Here is a 19171-nt window from a genome sequence, read left to right as displayed (position 1 = left end):
TCGCTACCGCGGTTCGTCCAGCGCGCAGCTGATCGTGTAGACGACGCCGCGCGGCAGGAAGTCCACCGTCGCTTCGCCGCCGAGCTGATCACGCGCGCTGCGCTCGATCAGGCGCGAGCCGAAGCCGCGCTGCACGGGCGCGGTCACCGGCGGGCCGCCGCGCTCGGTCCAGATCAGCCGCAGCCGCGGCTTGGCCGTATCGGCCGTGACCTCCCAGTCCAGCGTCACCGTCCCGGTCTCGTTGGACAGCGCGCCGTACTTGGCGGCGTTGGTCGCGATCTCGTGCACGATCATCGACAGCACGAGGGCGAGGCGCGGCGATAGCGGCACCGCCGGTCCGTTCATCCGTATGCGGTCCGGATTGTTCAGCAGGAACGGGTCCAGTGCCCGGGCAATGACGTCCTTCAGATCGGAGCCCTGCCACTTCTCCTGGCTCAGGAGATTGTGGGCTTCCGCAAGCGCGCCGAGGCGCCCCTCGAACTTGGTGCGCTCGTCGCGGCTCGCGCTGCGGAACGACTGCACCGCGATCGCCTGCATCAAGGCGAGGGTGTTCTTGACGCGATGGTTGAGCTCTTCGATCAGCAGATTGTGCAGCATTTCGCCACGCGCGATGGTCGCGGCCATCCGCAGGGCGAAGGTAAGCCCTGTCAGGAGCAGCACGCCGCCGATCAGGCTCGTGATCGCGATGTTGCGCCAAAGCGGCGCGACCAGCGAGCTCTCGGCAACGCCGGCGGCAACCGTCCAGCCTGTCAGTCGTGATCGCGTATAGGCAGCACTGAGCGGAATGTTGTCGAGCGAGACCGCCGACAAGGACGCCTCGCCCTTGCGGAACATCTCGTCATAGAGCGAGGAGGTGGCGCGTTTGCCGAACGTGTCGCCCGGGTTGGGCGCGCGCGCGAACACGACGCCCTTGCTGTCCAGCAGCGACACCGTCCAGTGCTCATCCGGCCGTTGCTTTTCGACCAGCGTCTGGAAGATGTCGAGCGGCGGGCTGAAGGTAAGCGCGTAGATCACCTCGCCGTCGCGCAGCACGGGGACTTCCACGGTGACGACCTGGCGCTGCTTGATCGCGCCCAGGAACAGGTCGGAATATTGCGGCGACTTGGTCGCGAAGACCTTCTCCACGATCTCGGTGTTGTTGCGCAGCGGCAGGCCCGCGGTGTTCTCCGTCACCGACGAGAACAGCAGCCGCCCCTTGCGGTCGGAGACCAGCACGACGCCGTCCTTGCCGTACTGGTCGAGGAAGCCTGAGACGATGCGTCGAAAGCTTTCGAAGTCGCCGCTGCGCAGTGCGTTGGTGAGCGCAAGCACCTGCAAGCCACCGGTCATTCGCTGTACCTCGGCATCGAGCACCAGGCGTATGCTGCGCACCGTTTCCAGCACACGGCGATTGGCGTCGCTGCGGTCTTGCGTGTAGTTGTAGAAGACGATGCCGACGGCGAAGACGATCAGGGGCAGCATCGTCCCCATGACGAGGAGCGCGAGCCGCACAGGTAGGGTCAACTTGGACAAACGCGGACGCCCTGGTTCCGGTGCGACGGCGCCGGAAGACGAAAGAGCATACGAGGAGCCTCTCGGTTGCGCCACGGGTTTTCGAATTCATGGCAGATGACGGCGCGTCAGATTTTGCACTGCATTCTGCGTCGCTCGCATGAACACTACGCCACTGTTCAGCTTGCTAGGGGCGTATTAGCCTACGCTGGATTCCAGCCGCGCTAATCTCGGCCAGCGTATAGAGCGCGGCCAACTAGCCCTGCCCGGGTTTGGGGTGATCGCCGATGAAGCATTGGATCCACTGGTTGCCGGGGCTCCATACTCTCCGTCGGTATGAGGCGGCGTGGCTTCGGCACGATACCTTCGCCGGGATCGTCCTGGCGACAATGCTGGTCCCGGTCGGAATTGCCTACGCCACAGCATCGGGATTGCCTGGCATCTATGGTCTGTACGCAACGATCGTGCCGCTAATGGTCTATGCGTTGTTCGGTCCAAGCCGTATCCTCGTCCTCGGCCCGGACTCCGCTCTGGCAGGAGTCATCCTCGGCGTTGTCGCTCCGTTGTCCGGTGGTGATCCCCTGCGGGCCGCGACGCTCGCCGGCATGATGGCGATCGTTTCGGGGATGGTCTGCATTCTGGCGGGTATCGCGCGCCTGGGCTTTGTGACCGAGCTTCTCTCCAAGCCGATACGCTACGGTTACATGAACGGAATCGCGTTGACCGTATTGATCAGCCAGCTGCCGAAGCTCATGGGCTTCTCGATTGAGAGCGAAGGACCTCTTCGAAGTTTGTTGGCGATCGGCGGCGCAATCCATCAAGGGCGGACAAACTGGGTCGCGTTTGGGATCGGGCTCGGCACGTTGATCGTGATCCTGCTTCTCAGGAACAGCAAGCGGCTCCCGGGCATTCTGATCGCGGTTCTTGGCGCGACGGTCGTCGTCGGTGCGCTCGGTCTCGCAGCGCCTTATGACGTGAAGGTCCTGGGTCCTCTTCCTCAGGGACTGCCGGGTTTCGTCGTTCCCTGGATCAGCTACGGCGACATGGTCCCTGTGCTGGTCGGCGGTTGTGCGATAGCGCTGATATCATTTGCAGATACCAGCGTGCTCTCACGGGCCTATGCCGCACGATTGGGGACGCGGGTCGATCCCAACCAGGAGTTGGTGGGCCTCGGCGTCGCCAATCTGGTGACCGGCTTTTTTCAGGGGTTTTCGATCAGCAGCAGCAGCTCGCGTACACCCGTTGCGGAAGCCGCCGGCGCGCGGACCCAACTTACCAGCGTCGTTGGCGCGCTTGCCATCGTTGTGCTCTTGCTGGCGGCGCCAAACCTCCTTCAGCATTTGCCGAGTGCAGCATTGGCCGCTGTGGTCATCACTTCGGCGATCGGCTTGATCGAGGTCGCCGACCTGAAACGAATCTATCGCATTCAGCGGTGGGAGTTTTGGTTGGCGATCGTCTGCTTTGTCGGTGTCGCCGTGCTCGGTGTGATTCCAGGAATAGGCCTGGCAATCGCCATCGCCATCGCGGAGTTTCTTTGGGACGGATGGCGCCCGCATTCCGCCGTGTTGGGGCGCGCCCAAGGCGTCAAGGGTTATCACGACGTCACAAGATATCCGGATGCACGCCGAATCCCCGGGCTGGTCCTGTTTCGGTGGGATGCGCCTCTGTTCTTTGCCAACGCCGAATTCTTCAAGGAGCGCATTCTGGATGCCATAGCAACATCGCCGACGTCTGTACGCTGGCTGGTCGTTGCGGCGGAGCCGGTTACGAGCGTAGACGTCACAGCCTGCGACGTGGTCGCTGAACTCGATGTAGCGCTGCACGCGCAGGGGATTGAGCTGTGCTTTGCCGAGCTCAAGGATCCCGTGAAGGACAAGCTGAAGCGATTTGGCTTGTTCGCGCAGCTTGGCGAAAACTACTTCTTCCCGACCATCGGGGTCGCCGTTTCTCGTTATCTCGAAATCAATGATGTGGCGTGGGAGGACTGGGAGGACCAAGCCGAGGTTGGAGCGAACGGGCCTTAGGGTGAAGTGCCGAGGCCCGCCCCGTGGTGCGCCTACAGATTGCTCTCGGTGATCGCGGCGTAGACCATGCTGCGCAGCTCGCGCCGGATCGGGTAGGCGCTCGACGGCAGAACCTGCGTCATGAAGATCGTGATCAGCTCTTCGGCCGGATCGATCCAGAACGAGGTGGTGGCGGCGCCGCCCCAATTATATTCACCGGGGCTGCCCGCAATGAGTGTCTCGGCGGGGCGCATGGTCACGGCGACGCCGAGGCCAAAGCCGATGCCATTGTACGTCGCTTCGCTGAACAGCGAGCGAGACACGTCGGGCAGGCTGTGGCCGCCCGGAATGTGGTTGGTCGTCATGAGCGCCAGCGTCTTCGGTCCGATCAGCCTGACGCCCCCGAGTTCGCCGCCATTGATCAGCGCGCGGCAGAAGGTGAGATAGTCTGCAGCGGTCGAGCACAGACCGCCGCCGCCGGAGATGAAATCTGGGGGCGACAGGAACGAGCTCGTCGTCGGGTCGTCCTGCAGCGTCAGGCCCTGACGGCGCTGGCCGGCATGGAAGGTCATGCCGCCCTGCGGATCGGCGGAATAGCAGGCCGCGAAGCGGTGCGCCTTGGAGGCGGGCACGTGGAAATCGGTGTCGGTCATGCCGAGCGGGTCGAGGATGCGCTGCTTCAGGAATTGCTCGAACGGCATTCCCGAAATCTTGCCGATGAGATAGCCGATCACGTCGGTTGAGACCGAGTAGTTCCAGGCATCGCCCGGCGAGAACTCCAGCGGGATCTTGGCGAGCCCCTCGATCATCGTCTGCAGCGTGCCGGCCTTCTCGACCTCGCCGATCTTCTGCTCGCGATAGGCCGCATCGACATTGGAGCGCTGCTGGAAGCCGTAGGTCAGTCCCGAGGTGTGCCGCAGGAGGTCGACGATCTGCATCGGCCGGGACGGCGGCCGGGTCAGGAAGGCAGGGTTCGTGCCGGCGACGAAGACGCCGAGGTCCTTCCATTCCGGAATGTACTTGTGCACGGGTTCGTCGATCGCGACGAGGCCTTCCTCGACCAGCATCATGAAGGCGACGCTGGTGAGTGGCTTGGTCATGGAATAGATGCGGTAGATGGTGTCGTCCTTGACCGGTACCTCGCGCTCGACGTCGGCAAGGCCCAGCACCGAGCGGTGGGCGATCTTGCCGCGGCGATAGACCAGGAGCTGCGTTCCCGGGAAGCGGCCGGCATCGACATACCGGTTCTTCAGATGCGCATCGACGCGGTCGAGCGCGGCCTTGGACATGCCGACGGATTCGGGCGAGGCGGGGGTGGGGGCGAGCATCTGGAACGTTCCTCCGGAGTGTTCTTGTGGGGAGGTGATAGCCGAAATGAGGGCTCCATTCCAAGCCGGTCGCGCTTAACGCCGTATGCCCGGCTGGTGTAGGCTCCGCAGCGGAACGCCGTCAGGCCAAACAACGAGAAAATCGGACAGCGGGAAAGAGAAATGACCCAGTTCAACGAGACCGAGCTTACCGAGGCCGTCATCAAGAGCTTCGACAACACGCCCAATCCGCGTGCAAAGTTCCTGCTCCAGGAATTGGTGAAGTCGCTGCACGATTACGTGAGCAAGACCGGCCTCACCTTCGAGGAATGGGACTATGCGATCGATTTCCTGACCCGTACAGGACAAAAGTGCACCGACACCCGCCAGGAGTTCATCCTGCTTTCCGACGTGCTCGGCGTCTCCATGCTGGTCGACGCGGTGAACCACCGCGACCGCGACGGCGCCACCGAGACGACGGTGCTCGGTCCCTTCTATGTCGGCGAGCACAAGGTGACCGCGCACGGCACCGACATCTCGCCGCATAACCTGACCGGCGAGAGGATGTTCGTGCAGAGCCGTGTCACGGATCTCAGCGGTGCGCCGCTCGCGAATGTTCCGGTCGACGTCTGGCACGCCGACGACGACGGCTTCTACGATTCCCAGAAGCCGAACTACGACGAGGTTGGCGCTTCGGCGCGGGCGCGGTTCGTCACGGACAGTGACGGCCGCTTTTTCTTTCGCACCATTCTGCCCTGCAGCTATCCGATCCCGACTGACGGACCGGTCGGCGAGATGATCGTGCAGACCAACCGCCACCCGATGCGGCCCGCGCACGTTCACTTCCTGGTCAACGCCAAGGGCTATGAGCCCCTGATCACCCACGTCTTCATTGGCGGCGACAAATACCTGGATTCCGACGTGGTGTTCGGCGTCAAGGACGAGCTGATCGCGAAGGTCGAGAAACGCGCCGATCCGGCGATGCCCGACGGCGGCAAGGCGGCTGCGCCCTGGCACCTGATGACTTATGAATTCCACCTCAAGCCGGGCAGCGGTTTGGCTCCCAAGCCGCTCGGGGTGAAGGTCGCGGAGCACGCGTGAGAGCGGCCCTCCCAGCGCCTGCCTAGTTTATGTGCGCCGCACAAGAACTGGGCAGGTCGCAAATTCTGCATGCGGAACAGAGGCCTGCGACAATCTGTTCCCATGCCTTAATATATTGATTTATAAATAATATTCGCGCTGTCCCGCTTGGCACAAAGCTTGAATAGTTTGTGCCGACGCCACTGATGCCGTCCCGCGAGACTTCTCATCCGAATTGCCGACGCCACCGGACGGGGGTCTCTCCGTCATGCGTTCGCATGCGCCAAAGGCGGCGTCACCGGACAGGCGGGCTCGTGTGCACTGACGCACCATCTCTGCAACGACGCAAAGGACGACACGACCTATGACCAAGCGCATTCGCCGCCCCTCCGCGAGCGGCCTCAGCCGCCGTCAATTGTTGAAAGCGACCGGTAGCACCGCCGCACTTCTCGCCGCCGCCAAGCTGAATTTCCCCGCAGGTGCGTTCGCGCAAGAATCAGGCCCCGAGGTCAAGGGCGCCAAGCTAGGCTTCATCGCGCTCACTGATGCGACCCCGCTGTTCGTTGCCAAGGAGAAGGGCATCTTCGCCAAATATGGCATGCCCGATGTCGAGGTACAGAAGCAGGCCTCGTGGGGCACGACGCGCGACAACCTCGTGCTCGGCTCCGAAGGCAACGGCATCGACGGCGCGCACATCCTCACTCCGATGCCGTATCTGATCTCCGCCGGCAAGGTGACGCAGAACAATCAGCCGACGCCGATGTACATCCTGGCAAGGCTCAACCTGAACGGACAGTGCATCTCGGTCGCCAAGGAATATGCCGACATCAAGGTTGGAATCGACACCGCGCCGTTCAAGGTCGCGCTGGACAAGAAGAAGGCCTCCGGCAAGGCCGTGAAGGCCGCGATGACCTTCCCCGGCGGCACGCATGACCTCTGGATCCGCTACTGGCTTGCCGCCGGCGGGATCGATCCCGACAAGGACATCGAAACCATCGTCGTGCCGCCGCCGCAGATGGTCGCTAACATGAAGGTTGGCACGATGGATTGCTTCTGCGTCTGCGAGCCCTGGAACCTCCAGCTCATCCACCAGGAGATCGGCTACACCGCGGTCACTACCGGTGAACTCTGGGACAAGCATCCCGAGAAGTCGTTCGGCATGCGCGCGGCCTTCGTCGACAAATATCCGAAGGCGACGAAAGCACTGCTGATGGCGGTGATGGAAGCCCAGCAATGGGCCGAGAAGGTCGAGAACCGCGAGGAAGCAGCGACGATCTGCGCCAAGCGCCAGTGGATCAATTGCCCGGTCGAGGACGTCACCGACCGCATGAAAGGCAAGTTCGACTACGGCACCGGCCGCATCGTCGAGAACTCGCCGCAGCAGATGCGCTTCTGGAAGGACAATGCGTCCTATCCGTTCCAGAGTCATGACCTCTGGTTCCTTACCGAAGACATCCGCTGGGGCAAGTACGAACCCAATTTCGACACCAAGGCGCTGATCGCCAAGGTCAACCGCGAGGACCTCTGGAAGGACGCGGCCAAGACGCTGGGCGTTGCAGCCGCTGATGTTCCGGCCTCCACCTCGCGCGGCAAGGAGACCTTCTTCGACGGCAAGGTGTTCGATCCCGAAAATCCGGCTGCCTATCTGAAGTCGCTCGCGATCAAGCGCGTCGAAGTCTGACAGGTCCCGCGGCCGCCCATGGGCGGCCGCATCGCCATTGCAGCCGGAGAACGATTTCGATGAACATGTCCGTGAAGAAGATCGACGCCGAAGGTGTTGCACCTTCCGCCGGCGCGGCCGCGTCGGTCGTCGCGATGACACCCAAGCGCCCGCCGCGCGCCGAGACATACGCTCGTATGGCAAAGGAGACCGCGGTCCGCGTCATCCCGCCGCTCGTCGTGCTCGCGTTGTCGATGCTGGTCTGGGAGCTCATCTGCCGCCGCGCCGGCTCCACGCTGCCGCCGCCGTCGAAAGTGTTCAAGGATACGAAGGAGCTGATCCTCGATCCGTTCTTCGACCACGGCGGTATCGACAAGGGCCTGTTCTGGCATCTCTCCGCCAGCCTCCAGCGCGTCGCCTATGGCTACTCGATCGCGGCCATCGTCGGCATCGCGCTCGGCACGCTGGTCGGGCAATCGGTCTGGGCGATGCGCGGACTCGATCCGCTATTCCAGGTCCTTCGCACCATCCCGCCGCTCGCCTGGCTGCCGCTCTCGCTCGCCGCCTTCCGCGACGGGCAGCCTTCGGCGATCTTCGTCATCTTCATCACCTCGGTGTGGCCGATCATCATCAACACCGCGGTCGGCATCCGCAACATCCCGCAGGACTACCGCAACGTCGCGGCCGTCGTGCAGCTCAATCCGCTGGAGTTCTTCGGCAAGATCATGATCCCCGCGGCCGCGCCCTACATCTTCACCGGCCTGCGTATCGGCATCGGCCTCTCCTGGCTCGCGATCGTCGCGGCCGAGATGCTGATCGGCGGCGTCGGCATCGGCTTCTTCATCTGGGACGCCTGGAACTCCTCGCATATCAGCGAGATCATCCTGGCACTGTTCTATGTCGGCATCATCGGCTTCGTGCTCGACCGCCTGATCGCGGGCCTCGGCAAGTTCGTCACCCACGGCACCGCGCAGAACTGAAGGAGAGGGCACATGACCGCCTATCTGAAGCTCGATCACATCGACAAGATCTTTACCCGCGGTGCCGCCACCACCGAGGTGCTGAAGGACATCAACCTCACCATCGAGAAGGGCGAATACGTCTCGATCATCGGCCATTCCGGCTGCGGCAAGTCGACCCTGCTCAACATCATCGCAGGTCTGACCGGCGCCTCGACCGGCGGCGTGCTGCTGGAGAACCGCGAGGCCAACTCGCCCGGACCCGATCGCGCCGTGGTGTTCCAGAACCACAGCCTGCTGCCCTGGCTGACCGTGTTCGAGAACGTCAAGCTTGGCGTCGACAAGGTGTTTGCCAGGACCAAGAAGCGGGCCGAGCGCGAGGCCTGGGTCATGCACAATCTCAACCTCGTGCAGATGGCCCATGCCAAGGACAAGCGTCCGTCGGAAATCTCCGGCGGCATGAAGCAGCGCGTCGGCATTGCGCGTGCGCTCGCGATGGAGCCGAAGGTGCTCCTGCTCGACGAGCCCTTCGGCGCGCTCGACGCGCTGACCCGCGCGCATTTGCAGGACTCGGTGATGGCGCTGCATCAGAAGCTCGGCAACACGATTCTGATGATCACCCACGACGTCGACGAGGCCGTGCTGTTGTCCGACCGTATCGTGATGATGACCAACGGGCCGAGCGCGCACATCGGCGAGGTGTTGGACGTGCCGCTCGCGCGTCCTCGCAAGCGGCTCGAGCTCGCGTCGAACGCCACTTACTTGAAGTGCCGCCAGCGCGTGCTCGAATTCCTCTACGAGCGTCATCGCTTCGTCGAGGCGGCGTAGTCCAGGTGTGTGGCGCGGGAAGCACTGGCATTGAACCAAAGCGCCGGCGTCGCGACCAACGGGTCTCTCTTGATCACGTCACCTAAGGAAGTTTGAGATGAATCCGACGCAAATCAAATTAGTCCAGGACAGCTTTGCCAAGGTCGCACCGATCTCGGAAAAGGCCGCTGTCATTTTCTACGATCGTTTGTTCGAAGTCGCGCCTTCCGTGAAGGCGATGTTTCCGGCCGACCTGACCGATCAGCGCAAGAAGCTGATGGCAACGCTCGCAATCGTCGTCGGCGGTCTTTCCAACCTTGAATCGATCCTGCCCGCCGCGAGCGCGCTGGCAAAGCGTCACGTCGCTTATGGCGCGAAGGCGGAGCATTATCCGGTGGTGGGCTCCGCACTGCTCTGGACGTTGGAAAAAGGCCTCGGTGAAGCCTGGACGCCTGAGGTCGCTTCCGCCTGGACCGCAGCCTACGGCGTCCTCTCCAATTTCATGATCACTGAGGCCTATGGCCGGCCGCAGGCGGCCGAGTAGGAAGCATCCGGAAGGGCGTAGTGCTCGCGCGAAGTGCGGCGACCATGCGAACTTGTGTGCGCGCTTCGCCGAAGCCGCGTAAACGCGTCGTTACCCCCTGCATCGCGCGCCCAAGTAATCGACATCTCGCTCAATCTTTGTGCGTCGCACAAGGATTGAGCGAATCGCAAAATTTGCATGCGAAAATGGCCTGCGAAAATTTCGGGCCGTTCGAATAAGTCGCTGAAATTCCTGTATTTCCCGATCGCGCGCAGTTGGCATGGAATTTGAAATGTCATTTTGCGACGCCAACGACGACGTCCCCAGACATCATCAATCAGCATCGTGAACTCGCCACCGGGGGGAAGCCTCGGAGCGTGCCTCCATGCGTGGAGGCTGAGCCTGCAACGACGCAGCGGTGAGACCAAAAGGGATTATCAATGACGAAGAATCCGACCGGAAATCCGACCTGGATTTCAGACTGGCGCCCCGAAGACGAGGCGTTCTGGAATGCGACTGGCAAGACTGTCGCGCGGCGTAACCTGATCTGGTCGATCGTGGCCGAGCATATCGGCTTCTCGGTCTGGCTGATCTGGAGCATCGTGACCACCAAACTGCCGCAGGCAGGCTTCCACTACACGACCGATCAGCTCTTCCAGCTCGTCGCCGTGCCGGGCCTGATCGGCGCCTTCATGCGCTTTCCCTATACCTTCGCGGTCACGACCTTTGGCGGCCGCAACTGGACCATCTTCAGCGCGGCGATCCTGTTCATCCCGACGATGTCGCTTGCTTATTTCGTGAGCCAGCCCGACACGCCGTTCTGGCTGATGCTGCTTGTTGCGTCGACCGCAGGCCTCGGCGGCGGCAATTTCGCCTCCAGCATGACCAACATCTCCTTCTTCTTCCCCGACCGGATGAAGGGATCGGCGCTCGGTCTCAACGCGGCCGGCGGCAATATCGGTGTCTCCAGCGTGCAGCTCCTGACGCCCATCCTGATGACACTCGGCGTCATCAACCTGTTCCAGGCGACGCCCGTCGACGGCATCTTCCTTCAGAACGCCGGTTTGATGTGGGTGCTGCCGATCGCGATCGCGGTGTTCGGCGCTGTGTTCTTCATGAACAACCTGACCTCGGCCAAGTCGTCGGTGAAGAACCAGCTCGCGATCGTCAAGCGCAAGCACACCTGGATCATGGCCTATCTCTATATCGGGACCTTCGGCTCGTTCATCGGCTACTCGGCGGCGTTTCCGCTGCTGATCAAGACCCAGTTCCCCGCGATGACGATCTCGATCGCCTTCCTCGGTCCGCTGGTCGGCTCGCTGTCGCGCCCGCTCGGCGGCTGGCTTGCCGACAAGGTCGGCGGCTCCATCATCACCTTCTGGAATTTCATCGCGATGGCGGCGGCGACGATCGGCGTGCTCTATTTCGTCGGGCAGAAGGATTTCTTGGGCTTCCTTGCGATGTTCCTGATCCTGTTCGTCACGACGGGCATCGGCAACGGTTCGACCTACCGGATGATCCCCTCGATCTTCCGCGAGGAAAACCTGTTCAAGGTGCGCGGCAAGGGCGATGCGGCGCGTGCGCTCGCGCTGAAGACGGCGAGCATCGAAAGCGGTGCGGCCGTGGGCTTCATCGGCGCGGTCGGCGCGGTCGGCGGCTATCTGATCCCGACCGGGTTCGGCAAGTCGATCGCCATGACCGGCGGGCCGCAGCTCGCGCTCGCGATCTATCTCGCCTTCTACGCCTCCTGCCTCGGGCTGACCTGGTGGTTCTACCTGCGTCGCGGCCCGCAAGCCGAAGGTGCTCCGAGCCTTGCCGAAGCGCGAGTGTAGAGGATTGGTACGAATCTCGCTTCTCCCCGTACGCGGGGAGGAGCATCCCTCAGGCTGTAGAATAGAGGACTTTCATGAGTGAACCGCTCGTCATCGTCGGTAACGGTATGGCGGCAGCGCGTCTGGTCGATGAACTCGCCAAGACCGCGCTCGGCCGTTACGCAGTCGCTGTGATCGGCGAAGAGCCGCGGCTCGCTTACAACCGCGTGCTGCTCTCGTCCGTGCTTGCGGGCGAGACCGGCTCGCACGAGATCGAGCTCAGGCCGGCCGACTGGTGGCGGCAGCGCGGCGTCACCGTGCGCTACGGCTATCGCGTCACCGAGATCGATGTCGGCCGTCGCGAACTGAAGATCGCCGGCGAGGAGAGCATGGAATACTCCAAGCTTGTCCTCGCCACCGGCTCGACGCCGCTGCGGCTGAACGTGCCGGGTGCGGATCTCGCAGGTGTCCACACCTTTCGCGACAGCCGCGACGTCGATCTCCTCCTGACGCTCGCAGCAGCCAGGAAGCGCGTCGTCGTGGTCGGCGGCGGCCTCTTGGGACTGGAGGCGGCCTATGGTCTTGCGAAAGCGGGTGCACCGGTGACGCTGCTGCATCTGATGGACCGCCTGATGGAGCGCCAGCTCGATCTGCCGGCCGCCGAGTTGCTCAAGACGCTGGTCGAGCGCAAGGGCATCCACGTCGTTCTGAACGCCAGCACCAAATGCATTCATGGCGACGGCCACGTCGAGGCCGTCGAGCTTGCCGACGGCAGCCGCATCGAGGCCGATGCCGTGATCTTTGCGGCCGGCATTCGGCCGAACGTCGCGGTCGCGAAGGAGGCGGGGCTTGCTGTCAATCGCGGCATCGTCGTGAACGATTGCCTCCAGACCAGCGAGTCCGACATCTTCGCGCTCGGCGAATGCGCCGAACATCGCGGCACCGCTTACGGGCTCGTCGAGCCGGCCTATGAGCAGGCGCGCGTGCTGGCGCGGCATCTCGCCGGGAAGAGTGCCGCCTATCAGGGCAGCGTGGTCTCGACCAATCTGAAGGTATCCGGCGTCAGCGTGTTCTCGGCCGGCGATTTCGTCGGCGGCGAGGGCAGCGAGAGCCTCGTGCTCTCCGATCGCAGGCGCGGCACCTACAAGAAGCTGGTGATCGCAGACGGCAGACTCACCGGCGCCGTGCTGATCGGCGATACCGTGGACGCGCTCTGGTATCTCGAACTGATCCGCAATAGCGAGAAGGTCGCCGCGATCCGCACCGACATGATGTTCGGCCGCGCGCTCGCGCTTCCCCCCAAAGCCGCCTGATGGATGTCGCCTGAATGACTGCGATCGATCCGACGCTCCGCACCACCCGAACGACCTGCCCCTATTGCGGCGTCGGCTGCGGCGTGCTGGCAACGCCCGACGGCAACGGTGGCGCTGCGATCGCCGGCGACTCCGAGCATCCCGCCAATTTCGGCCGGCTCTGCTCCAAGGGCTCGGCGCTCGGCGAGACCGTCGGACTCGAGGGACGTCTGCTCTATCCGATGATCCGCTGCAAAGGCGTCATGGAACGTGTCGCCTGGAGCGACGCGCTCGACCATGTCGCCCATCGCATGCAGCATATCGTGGCGCGCGACGGCGCGGATGCGGTCGCCTTCTATCTCTCCGGCCAGTTGCTGACGGAGGACTACTACGTCGCCAACAAGCTGATGAAGGGCTTTGTCGGCACGGCGAATGTCGACACCAATTCGCGACTCTGCATGTCGTCCTCGGTCGCCGGCCATCGCCGCGCCTTCGGCGCCGACACCGTGCCCGGCTGCTACGAGGATCTCGACAAAGCCGACCTGCTCGTGCTGGTCGGCTCCAATGCGGCCTGGTGCCATCCGATCCTGTTCCAGCGCATGCGCAGGAACAAGGAGGAGCGCGGTGCGCGCATCGTCGTGATCGATCCGCGCCGCACCGACACCGCAAGCGATATCGACCTGTTCCTTGGCGTCAAGCCGGGTACCGACACCGCGCTGTTCTCCGGCCTGTTCGTCCATCTCGCCGACAGCGGCGCTCTCGACAAGGACTACATCGCGGATAACACGTCGGGCTTCGACGATGCGCTGGCACGTGCGCGCAGCATCGCCGGCAGCGTCACTGCGACGGCGCTCGCGACCGGTTTGTCGGAGCAGGACGTCGCGGCGTTCTTTGCGATGTTCCGCGAGACGGAGCGGGTCGTCTCGCTGTACTCGCAGGGCGTCAACCAGTCGGCGCAGGGCACCGACAAGGTCAACGCCATCCTCAACTGCCATCTCGCCACGGGCCGCATCGGCAAGCCAGGGGCCTCGCCGTTCTCGCTCACGGGACAGCCCAATGCGATGGGCGGGCGCGAGGTCGGCGGGCTCGCCAACCAGCTCGCCGCGCACATGAACTTCACGCCGCCCGAGATCGATCGCGTGCGCCGGTTCTGGAAGGCGCCGCGCATCGCCACCCATGAAGGGCTGAAGGCGGTGCAGCTGTTCGAGGCGATCAACCGCGGCGAGGTCAAGGCGCTGTGGGTGATGGGCACCAATCCTGCGGTGTCGCTGCCGGATGCCGACCTCGTGCGCGAGGCGCTGAAGAAGCTCGAGCTGTTCGTGGTCTCGGAGAACGTGCTCGCCAACGATACGGTCGAGGCGGGGCCGCATGTGCTGTTGCCCGCGCTCGCATGGGGCGAGAAGTCGGGCACGGTGACTAATTCCGAGCGCCGCATCTCGCGGCAGCGCTCGTTCTTGCCGGCGCCGGGCGAGGCGCGGCCGGACTGGTGGATTCTGAGCGAGGTCGCAAAGCGCCTCGGCTTCGGCGAGGGCTTCAACTACAAATCGGCCGCCGAGATCTTCCGCGAGCATGCCGCGCTCTCGGCGTTCGAGAACGATGGCAGCCGTGACTTCGACATCGGCGCGCTGCAATCGGTCTCGGACGAAGCCTATGATGCGCTGGTGCCGCTGCAATGGCCGGCGCGCGAGGGCCAGCCGTCCGGAGAACGTTTCTTCGCGAACGGCGGCTTCTTCACCAATGACGGCAAGGGCCGTTTCGTCGCACCGGAGGTGCCGGCGCTGCGCAGCGAGACCAATGCGGGGCGACCGCTGCGGCTGAACACCGGACGCATCCGCGACCAGTGGCACACCATGACCCGCACCGGCCTCAGCCAGCGGCTTGGGGCGCATCTGCCGGAGCCGTTTGTCGAGGTTCATCCCGATGACGCCGGCAAATACGGCGTCACCGACGACAGCTTTGCCCGCGTCACCACCGACTACGGCCAGTGCATCCTGAAAGTCGTGGTCAGCGAGCGCCAGCAGCGCGGCACGCTGTTCGTGCCGATCCACTGGAGCGCGATGAACACTTCGCACGGCCGCATCGGCGCGCTGGTGCAGTCGTTCAACGATCCGTTTTCGGGGCAGCCGGAAGCCAAGGCGACCCCGGCCGCGATCGCGCCGTATGAGTACGTCTTCCGCGGCTTTGCGCTCTCGCGCAAGCAGCTCGCGCTGCCGCCGCATCTGTGGTGGGCGCGTGCCGCGATCGGCGGCGGCTACGGCTATCTCTTCGCCGACAATGCGGATCTGTCGCGCTGGCCGGCCTGGCTCCAGGGGATCGCCGGTGAGGATATCGCGGAGTATCGCGATTTCGGCGGCGGCGTCTATCGCGCCGCATCCTTCGTCGACGATCGCATCGAGACCTGCCTGTTCATCGGGCCTGCCCATGATGCCGGCGACTGGGAAGTGGTGAAGAGCCTGTTCGCGGCAGACAGCGTCAGCGACGAGCAGCGCCGCCTGTTGCTCTCGGGCAAATCGACCGAAGGCGTCGCCTCGACCGGTCCCGTGGTCTGCGCCTGCTTCGGCGTCGGCCGCGCCACCATCTGCGACACCATCTCTGCCGGCGCGCGCAGCGCGGCCGAGATCGGCGCAAAACTCAAAGCCGGCACCAATTGCGGCTCCTGCATTCCCCAGCTCAAGCGGCTGATTGCGGAGACGGGCGGGGCGGCGAAGGAAGCAAACTTCGCCGGCGCGGCGAGCTGATTTGGGCTCGGATCATCGCCTGCGACACGGCTTACGCCGAAGGCTTCGCCGGGCTTGCGGTCATGGGGCCGCCGAAGCGTAGGCGGCGGACTGGCGCTTCGGTTCTCGGATAGGTCCCAAGCGGCCGATTGCAAAAGTATTAAGCAATTCCGTCTACTAGGAATTCAATCTTAGAATTTATTCTTTAGGGATATGGGTGCGCATGAGGGAGCTAGGCAAGGGCCGGCTGGCGGGACGGCTTCACGTTGGCCTGCGCACGCAAATCCTTCTGCTTGGGGTCGCCGGCGTCGTCGTGGTGGGCGCAATCTATCTGGCCGGGCGCCAGATCGAAGATCGTAGCCAACGGGTCGCCGATCGCTTTGCAAAGCTTGAGTCCCTGACGGCGCGGCTATCCGAAGGCCTGCTGCAGGGCCGCGAAACCGCGACCGAATTTCTGCAGAAGCCGACTGACAAGAAGGTAGCCGCGCACGAGGAGACCATCAAGTCCGCCGCCGTCCGTCTTGCCGAAATCGAGGAGCTTGCCGGCTCGCTTCCAGAAGGCGATGAACTGCGCAAGGCGCTGACCTTCCGTGCGGTCATCGGCAACTACACCACGCGCTTCTCCAACGTGGTCGCGGCGCAGAAGCTTGTTGGCTTCAACGAAAACGACGGCCTGCAGGGCAGGCTCCGTGCGGCCGTGCATTCGGTCGAGAGCAAGCTCAAGACCTTCGATCAGCCGCGGCTTGCCGTGCTGATGCTCATGATGCGGCGGCATGAGAAGGATTTCATGCTGCGCGGCGACGAAAAATACGGCGATGATTTGACCAAGCGCGTGGGCGAATTCCTCGCCGAGCTCCCGAAGTCCGATCTGCCCACGGAGGCCAAGGCCGAGATATCCAAGCTCATAGATACCTACAAGATCAGCTTCCTCGCTTTCATGGCCGGACAAAGCACGCTCGCGGAGGAGGCCGCCGATCTCGCGCAGATCTACGACCGGCTGCGGCCCAACCTGGATGCCGTGCGAAACGCGTCCGATAAGCGGCTTGAAGCGGTCAGGGACGATCTGGCAACCGTGCAGCGCTACGTGGTCTGGTCCATCTGCATCGCGGTCGCCGTCATGATGATTGTGGCTCTCCTGTTCGGCCGACGCTTGACGGCGCCGTTGGTCCGGATGGTGGACGTGATGGAGGGCCTTGCGCAGGGACATCTCGAACGCACGGTCGAACGGATCGATCGCCGCGACGAAATCGGCAAGATCTCGGCCACCCTGTCGGTGTTCCATCGCAAGCTGCTGGAGAACAGGCAGCTGGCCGATGAGCGCGAGAGTGCCAAGGAGCAGGCCGAAGCGCAGCGCAAGCAAACCATGCTTGAGATCGCGGACGGCTTTGAGACGGCTGTCGGCAGGATCGTAACCGCGGTCACCACGGCGTCATCCGAAATCGAGCTGGCGGCCAACGGGATGACCAAGACCGCGGAGGCCACGCACGAGCTGTCGGCTTCGGTGGCGGCAGCCTCGGGACAGTCGTCGGCCAGTGTGGAGTCCGCGGCGGCAGCCTGCGAGCAGATGGTCTCCTCGGTAAGCGAGGTTGGCCGACGGGTCGTCGAATCGCAGAAGGTTGCGCTCACCGCGGTCGAGCAGGCCGATCGCACCAATCTGCAGATCAACGAGCTGTCCAAGTCGGCCGCCCGCATCGGAGAGGTTATCCAGCTCATCTCCGCCGTAGCCGAGCAAACCAACCTGCTTGCCTTGAACGCGACGATCGAGGCGGCGCGCGCGGGCGAAGCGGGCAAGGGGTTTGCGGTTGTTGCGGCCGAGGTCAAGGCGCTGGCGGGACAAACCGCCAAGGCGACCGAAGAAATCGCGCGCCAGGTGACTCAGATCCGATCGGCGACCGAGCAGTCGGTCGGAGCCATCAAGGAGATCGGCGGCACCATCCAGTCGATTGCGGAAATGTCTTCGTCGATCGCCACGGCCGTCGAGGAACAAGGATCCGCCGCGCAGCAGATTGCCCGCGATGTGCAGCAGGCCGCCCTGGGCGCAGTCCAGGTCTCGAGCAATGTCGCGGAGGTCAGTCGGGGCGCATCCGATACGGGCTCAGCAGCCGCGCAGGTTCACGGCGCCGCGTCAGCGCTGCTCGGGGAAAGCAATCGGTTGGGTCGCGAGGTCGAGCAGTTCCTTGTGACGGTGCGGGCCTCCTGAAGCCCGGGACAAATCGCCGCGAAACCTGTTCGGGGCGCGCACGGCGGCCGACATGACAACGCTGGAAGGCGGCGATGGATTGATCCAAATCATCGCTCGGCCGCGCACTTACTGTCATCCGAGATTGTCGCTTATGCTGACGCGAGCGCCTGTCCGGGACATACTGACAACACAACAACCATCATGTACCTGGAAACGCCGATATCGGTGAACTCTAGCGTTCGATAGTTGTTGTGGGATGAAACGCAAGCCGCGCGCTCGTTCGCCTTTCCCCGCATGTGGGGACAGGGTGGGCTTTCGATCTCGCCTGTGGAGAAAAACATGAACACAAAACCCTTCGGCCACACCGGCGCCAACGTCTCCATCATCGGGCAGGGGACCTGGTATCTCGACCACGGCGACCGCAAGCGCGCGATTGCGGCGCTTCAGCGCGGGCTCGATCTCGGGATGACGCATATCGACACCGCTGAGATGTATGGCGATGCGGAGCTCGTCATTGCCGACGCGATCGCGAGCCGCCGCGACGAGGTGTTCCTGGTCTCAAAAGTGCTGCCGAGCAACGCCTCGCGCCGCGGCACCATCACGGCTTGCGAGCGCTCGCTCAAGCGGCTGAAGACGGACCGGCTCGACTGCTATTTGCTGCACTGGCGCGGCTCCTACGCGCTGGAGGACACCGTTGCCGCATTCGAGGAACTGGTGAAGGCCGGCAAGATCAAATCCTGGGGCGTGTCCAACTTTGATACCGACGATCTCGACGATATCCTCGACGTTGCCGGTGACGGCAAGATCGCCTGCAATCAGGTGCTGTACCATCTGAAGGAGCGCGCGATCGAGCACGCGGTGATCCCGTGGTGCGAGCGGCGCGGTGTCGCGGTGGTGGCCTATTCGCCTTTCGGCCATGACGATTTTCCCGCAGCGGCGAGCAAGGGTGGCGCGGTGCTCGCGCGCATTGCGGAGGCGCACCGCGCGACGCCGCGTCAGGTGGCGCTCAGCTTCCTCACACGCGCAACTACCGTGTTCGCGATCCCGAAGGCGTCGTCTGCCGAGCATGCTGGCGAAAATGCGGCAAGTGGCGATCTCGTGTTGAGCAAGGACGACATCACAGCGCTGGATGCGGCGTTTCCGCGCGGGAGCAAGCCGCGCAGCCTGCCGATGCTGTAGTGCAAAAAGGCGCATTTTATTAACGGAGCGTTCACACACGTGCCCATCAGCGCATATCGGCTTCCTGTTTTCGGGCGTTGTGAACCGCGCGCAATTGGCGTTTTTATAGGCTCATAAGATTCGCATTTTCCCGAGTTCCAGCCGTGACACCGCCGCCCGC

The 19171-nt window shown here is 63.6% G+C and carries 13 protein-coding genes; 11 read left to right on the top strand and 2 right to left on the bottom strand.

From position 1 onward, the window contains the following. Nucleotides 1–3: 3 nt before the first annotated feature. Nucleotides 4–1461, bottom strand: coding sequence for a sensor histidine kinase (locus NLM33_RS13375; protein ID WP_254105790.1), 1458 nt, complete (start codon nucleotides 1459–1461; stop codon nucleotides 4–6). A gap of 317 nt (nucleotides 1462–1778) precedes the next feature. Here NLM33_RS13375 and NLM33_RS13370 point away from each other — a divergent pair, with 317 nt between their 5' ends. Then, nucleotides 1779–3515, top strand: a complete 1737-nt coding sequence (locus tag NLM33_RS13370) for a SulP family inorganic anion transporter (RefSeq protein WP_254096506.1) — start codon at nucleotides 1779–1781, stop codon at nucleotides 3513–3515. A gap of 32 nt (nucleotides 3516–3547) precedes the next feature. Here the strand turns inward: NLM33_RS13370 and NLM33_RS13365 are convergent, their stop codons facing one another. Then, nucleotides 3548–4822, bottom strand: coding sequence for a serine hydrolase (locus NLM33_RS13365; RefSeq protein WP_254096505.1), 1275 nt, complete (start codon nucleotides 4820–4822; stop codon nucleotides 3548–3550). Nucleotides 4823–4984: 162 nt separating this feature from the next. Here NLM33_RS13365 and NLM33_RS13360 point away from each other — a divergent pair, with 162 nt between their 5' ends. From NLM33_RS13360 to NLM33_RS13315, 10 genes are all read left to right on the top strand, one after another. After that, the gene (locus NLM33_RS13360) at nucleotides 4985–5902 is read left to right on the top strand and encodes an intradiol ring-cleavage dioxygenase (RefSeq protein WP_254096504.1); all 918 of its coding nucleotides are present in this window, start codon (nucleotides 4985–4987) and stop codon (nucleotides 5900–5902) included. Nucleotides 5903–6245: 343 nt separating this feature from the next. Beyond that, the gene (locus NLM33_RS13355; protein ID WP_254096503.1) at nucleotides 6246–7562 is read left to right on the top strand and encodes a CmpA/NrtA family ABC transporter substrate-binding protein; all 1317 of its coding nucleotides are present in this window, start codon (nucleotides 6246–6248) and stop codon (nucleotides 7560–7562) included. Between the two features lie 65 nt (nucleotides 7563–7627). Next, nucleotides 7628–8521 (top strand): nitrate ABC transporter permease, encoded by an 894-nt coding sequence (gene ntrB, locus NLM33_RS13350; RefSeq protein ID WP_371930115.1) that lies wholly within the window; start codon nucleotides 7628–7630, stop codon nucleotides 8519–8521. 12 nt (nucleotides 8522–8533) lie between these two features. Continuing rightward, nucleotides 8534–9328 carry an ABC transporter ATP-binding protein gene (locus tag NLM33_RS13345; protein ID WP_254096501.1) on the top strand — a complete coding sequence of 265 codons (795 nt, stop codon included), beginning with the start codon at nucleotides 8534–8536 and terminating at the stop codon, nucleotides 9326–9328. 97 nt (nucleotides 9329–9425) lie between these two features. After that, nucleotides 9426–9851, top strand: a complete 426-nt coding sequence (locus tag NLM33_RS13340) for a globin family protein (protein WP_254096500.1) — start codon at nucleotides 9426–9428, stop codon at nucleotides 9849–9851. Between the two features lie 419 nt (nucleotides 9852–10270). After that, a complete protein-coding gene (locus NLM33_RS13335; protein ID WP_254096499.1) occupies nucleotides 10271–11662 on the top strand; it encodes an MFS transporter in 1392 nt (463 codons plus the stop codon). A gap of 74 nt (nucleotides 11663–11736) precedes the next feature. Continuing rightward, on the top strand, nucleotides 11737–12954 hold the full coding sequence (locus NLM33_RS13330; protein ID WP_254096498.1) for an NAD(P)/FAD-dependent oxidoreductase: 1218 nt from the start codon (nucleotides 11737–11739) through the stop codon (nucleotides 12952–12954). Between the two features lie 14 nt (nucleotides 12955–12968). After that, nucleotides 12969–15671, top strand: a complete 2703-nt coding sequence (locus tag NLM33_RS13325) for a nitrate reductase (RefSeq protein ID WP_254096497.1) — start codon at nucleotides 12969–12971, stop codon at nucleotides 15669–15671. Between the two features lie 202 nt (nucleotides 15672–15873). Further along, a complete protein-coding gene (locus tag NLM33_RS13320; RefSeq protein ID WP_254096496.1) occupies nucleotides 15874–17850 on the top strand; it encodes a methyl-accepting chemotaxis protein in 1977 nt (658 codons plus the stop codon). A gap of 321 nt (nucleotides 17851–18171) precedes the next feature. Beyond that, complete coding sequence (locus NLM33_RS13315; protein ID WP_254096495.1) at nucleotides 18172–19011, top strand: aldo/keto reductase; 840 nt, start codon at nucleotides 18172–18174, stop codon at nucleotides 19009–19011. Nucleotides 19012–19171 lie beyond the last annotated feature (160 nt).

The sequence above is a fragment of the Bradyrhizobium sp. CCGUVB1N3 genome, from assembly GCF_024199925.1.
GTDB lineage: Bacteria > Pseudomonadota > Alphaproteobacteria > Rhizobiales > Xanthobacteraceae > Bradyrhizobium.
The sequence above is the reverse complement of the archived record's forward strand: the minus strand, read 5'-3'. Positions and strand labels throughout refer to the sequence as shown.

Coding starts and splice junctions, on each gene's coding strand:
- NLM33_RS13355 (WP_254096503.1), top strand. CDS start 6,246: ATGACCAAGCGCATTCGCCGCCCCTCCGCGAGCGGCCTCAGCCGCCGT.
- ntrB (WP_371930115.1), top strand. CDS start 7,628: ATGTCCGTGAAGAAGATCGACGCCGAAGGTGTTGCACCTTCCGCCGGC.
- NLM33_RS13365 (WP_254096505.1), bottom strand. CDS start 4,822: ATGCTCGCCCCCACCCCCGCCTCGCCCGAATCCGTCGGCATGTCCAAG.
- NLM33_RS13335 (WP_254096499.1), top strand. CDS start 10,271: ATGACGAAGAATCCGACCGGAAATCCGACCTGGATTTCAGACTGGCGC.
- NLM33_RS13325 (WP_254096497.1), top strand. CDS start 12,969: ATGACTGCGATCGATCCGACGCTCCGCACCACCCGAACGACCTGCCCC.
- NLM33_RS13345 (WP_254096501.1), top strand. CDS start 8,534: ATGACCGCCTATCTGAAGCTCGATCACATCGACAAGATCTTTACCCGC.
- NLM33_RS13370 (WP_254096506.1), top strand. CDS start 1,779: ATGAAGCATTGGATCCACTGGTTGCCGGGGCTCCATACTCTCCGTCGG.
- NLM33_RS13360 (WP_254096504.1), top strand. CDS start 4,985: ATGACCCAGTTCAACGAGACCGAGCTTACCGAGGCCGTCATCAAGAGC.
- NLM33_RS13375 (WP_254105790.1), bottom strand. CDS start 1,461: ATGCTGCCCCTGATCGTCTTCGCCGTCGGCATCGTCTTCTACAACTAC.
- NLM33_RS13320 (WP_254096496.1), top strand. CDS start 15,874: ATGAGGGAGCTAGGCAAGGGCCGGCTGGCGGGACGGCTTCACGTTGGC.
- NLM33_RS13340 (WP_254096500.1), top strand. CDS start 9,426: ATGAATCCGACGCAAATCAAATTAGTCCAGGACAGCTTTGCCAAGGTC.
- NLM33_RS13315 (WP_254096495.1), top strand. CDS start 18,172: ATGAACACAAAACCCTTCGGCCACACCGGCGCCAACGTCTCCATCATC.
- NLM33_RS13330 (WP_254096498.1), top strand. CDS start 11,737: ATGAGTGAACCGCTCGTCATCGTCGGTAACGGTATGGCGGCAGCGCGT.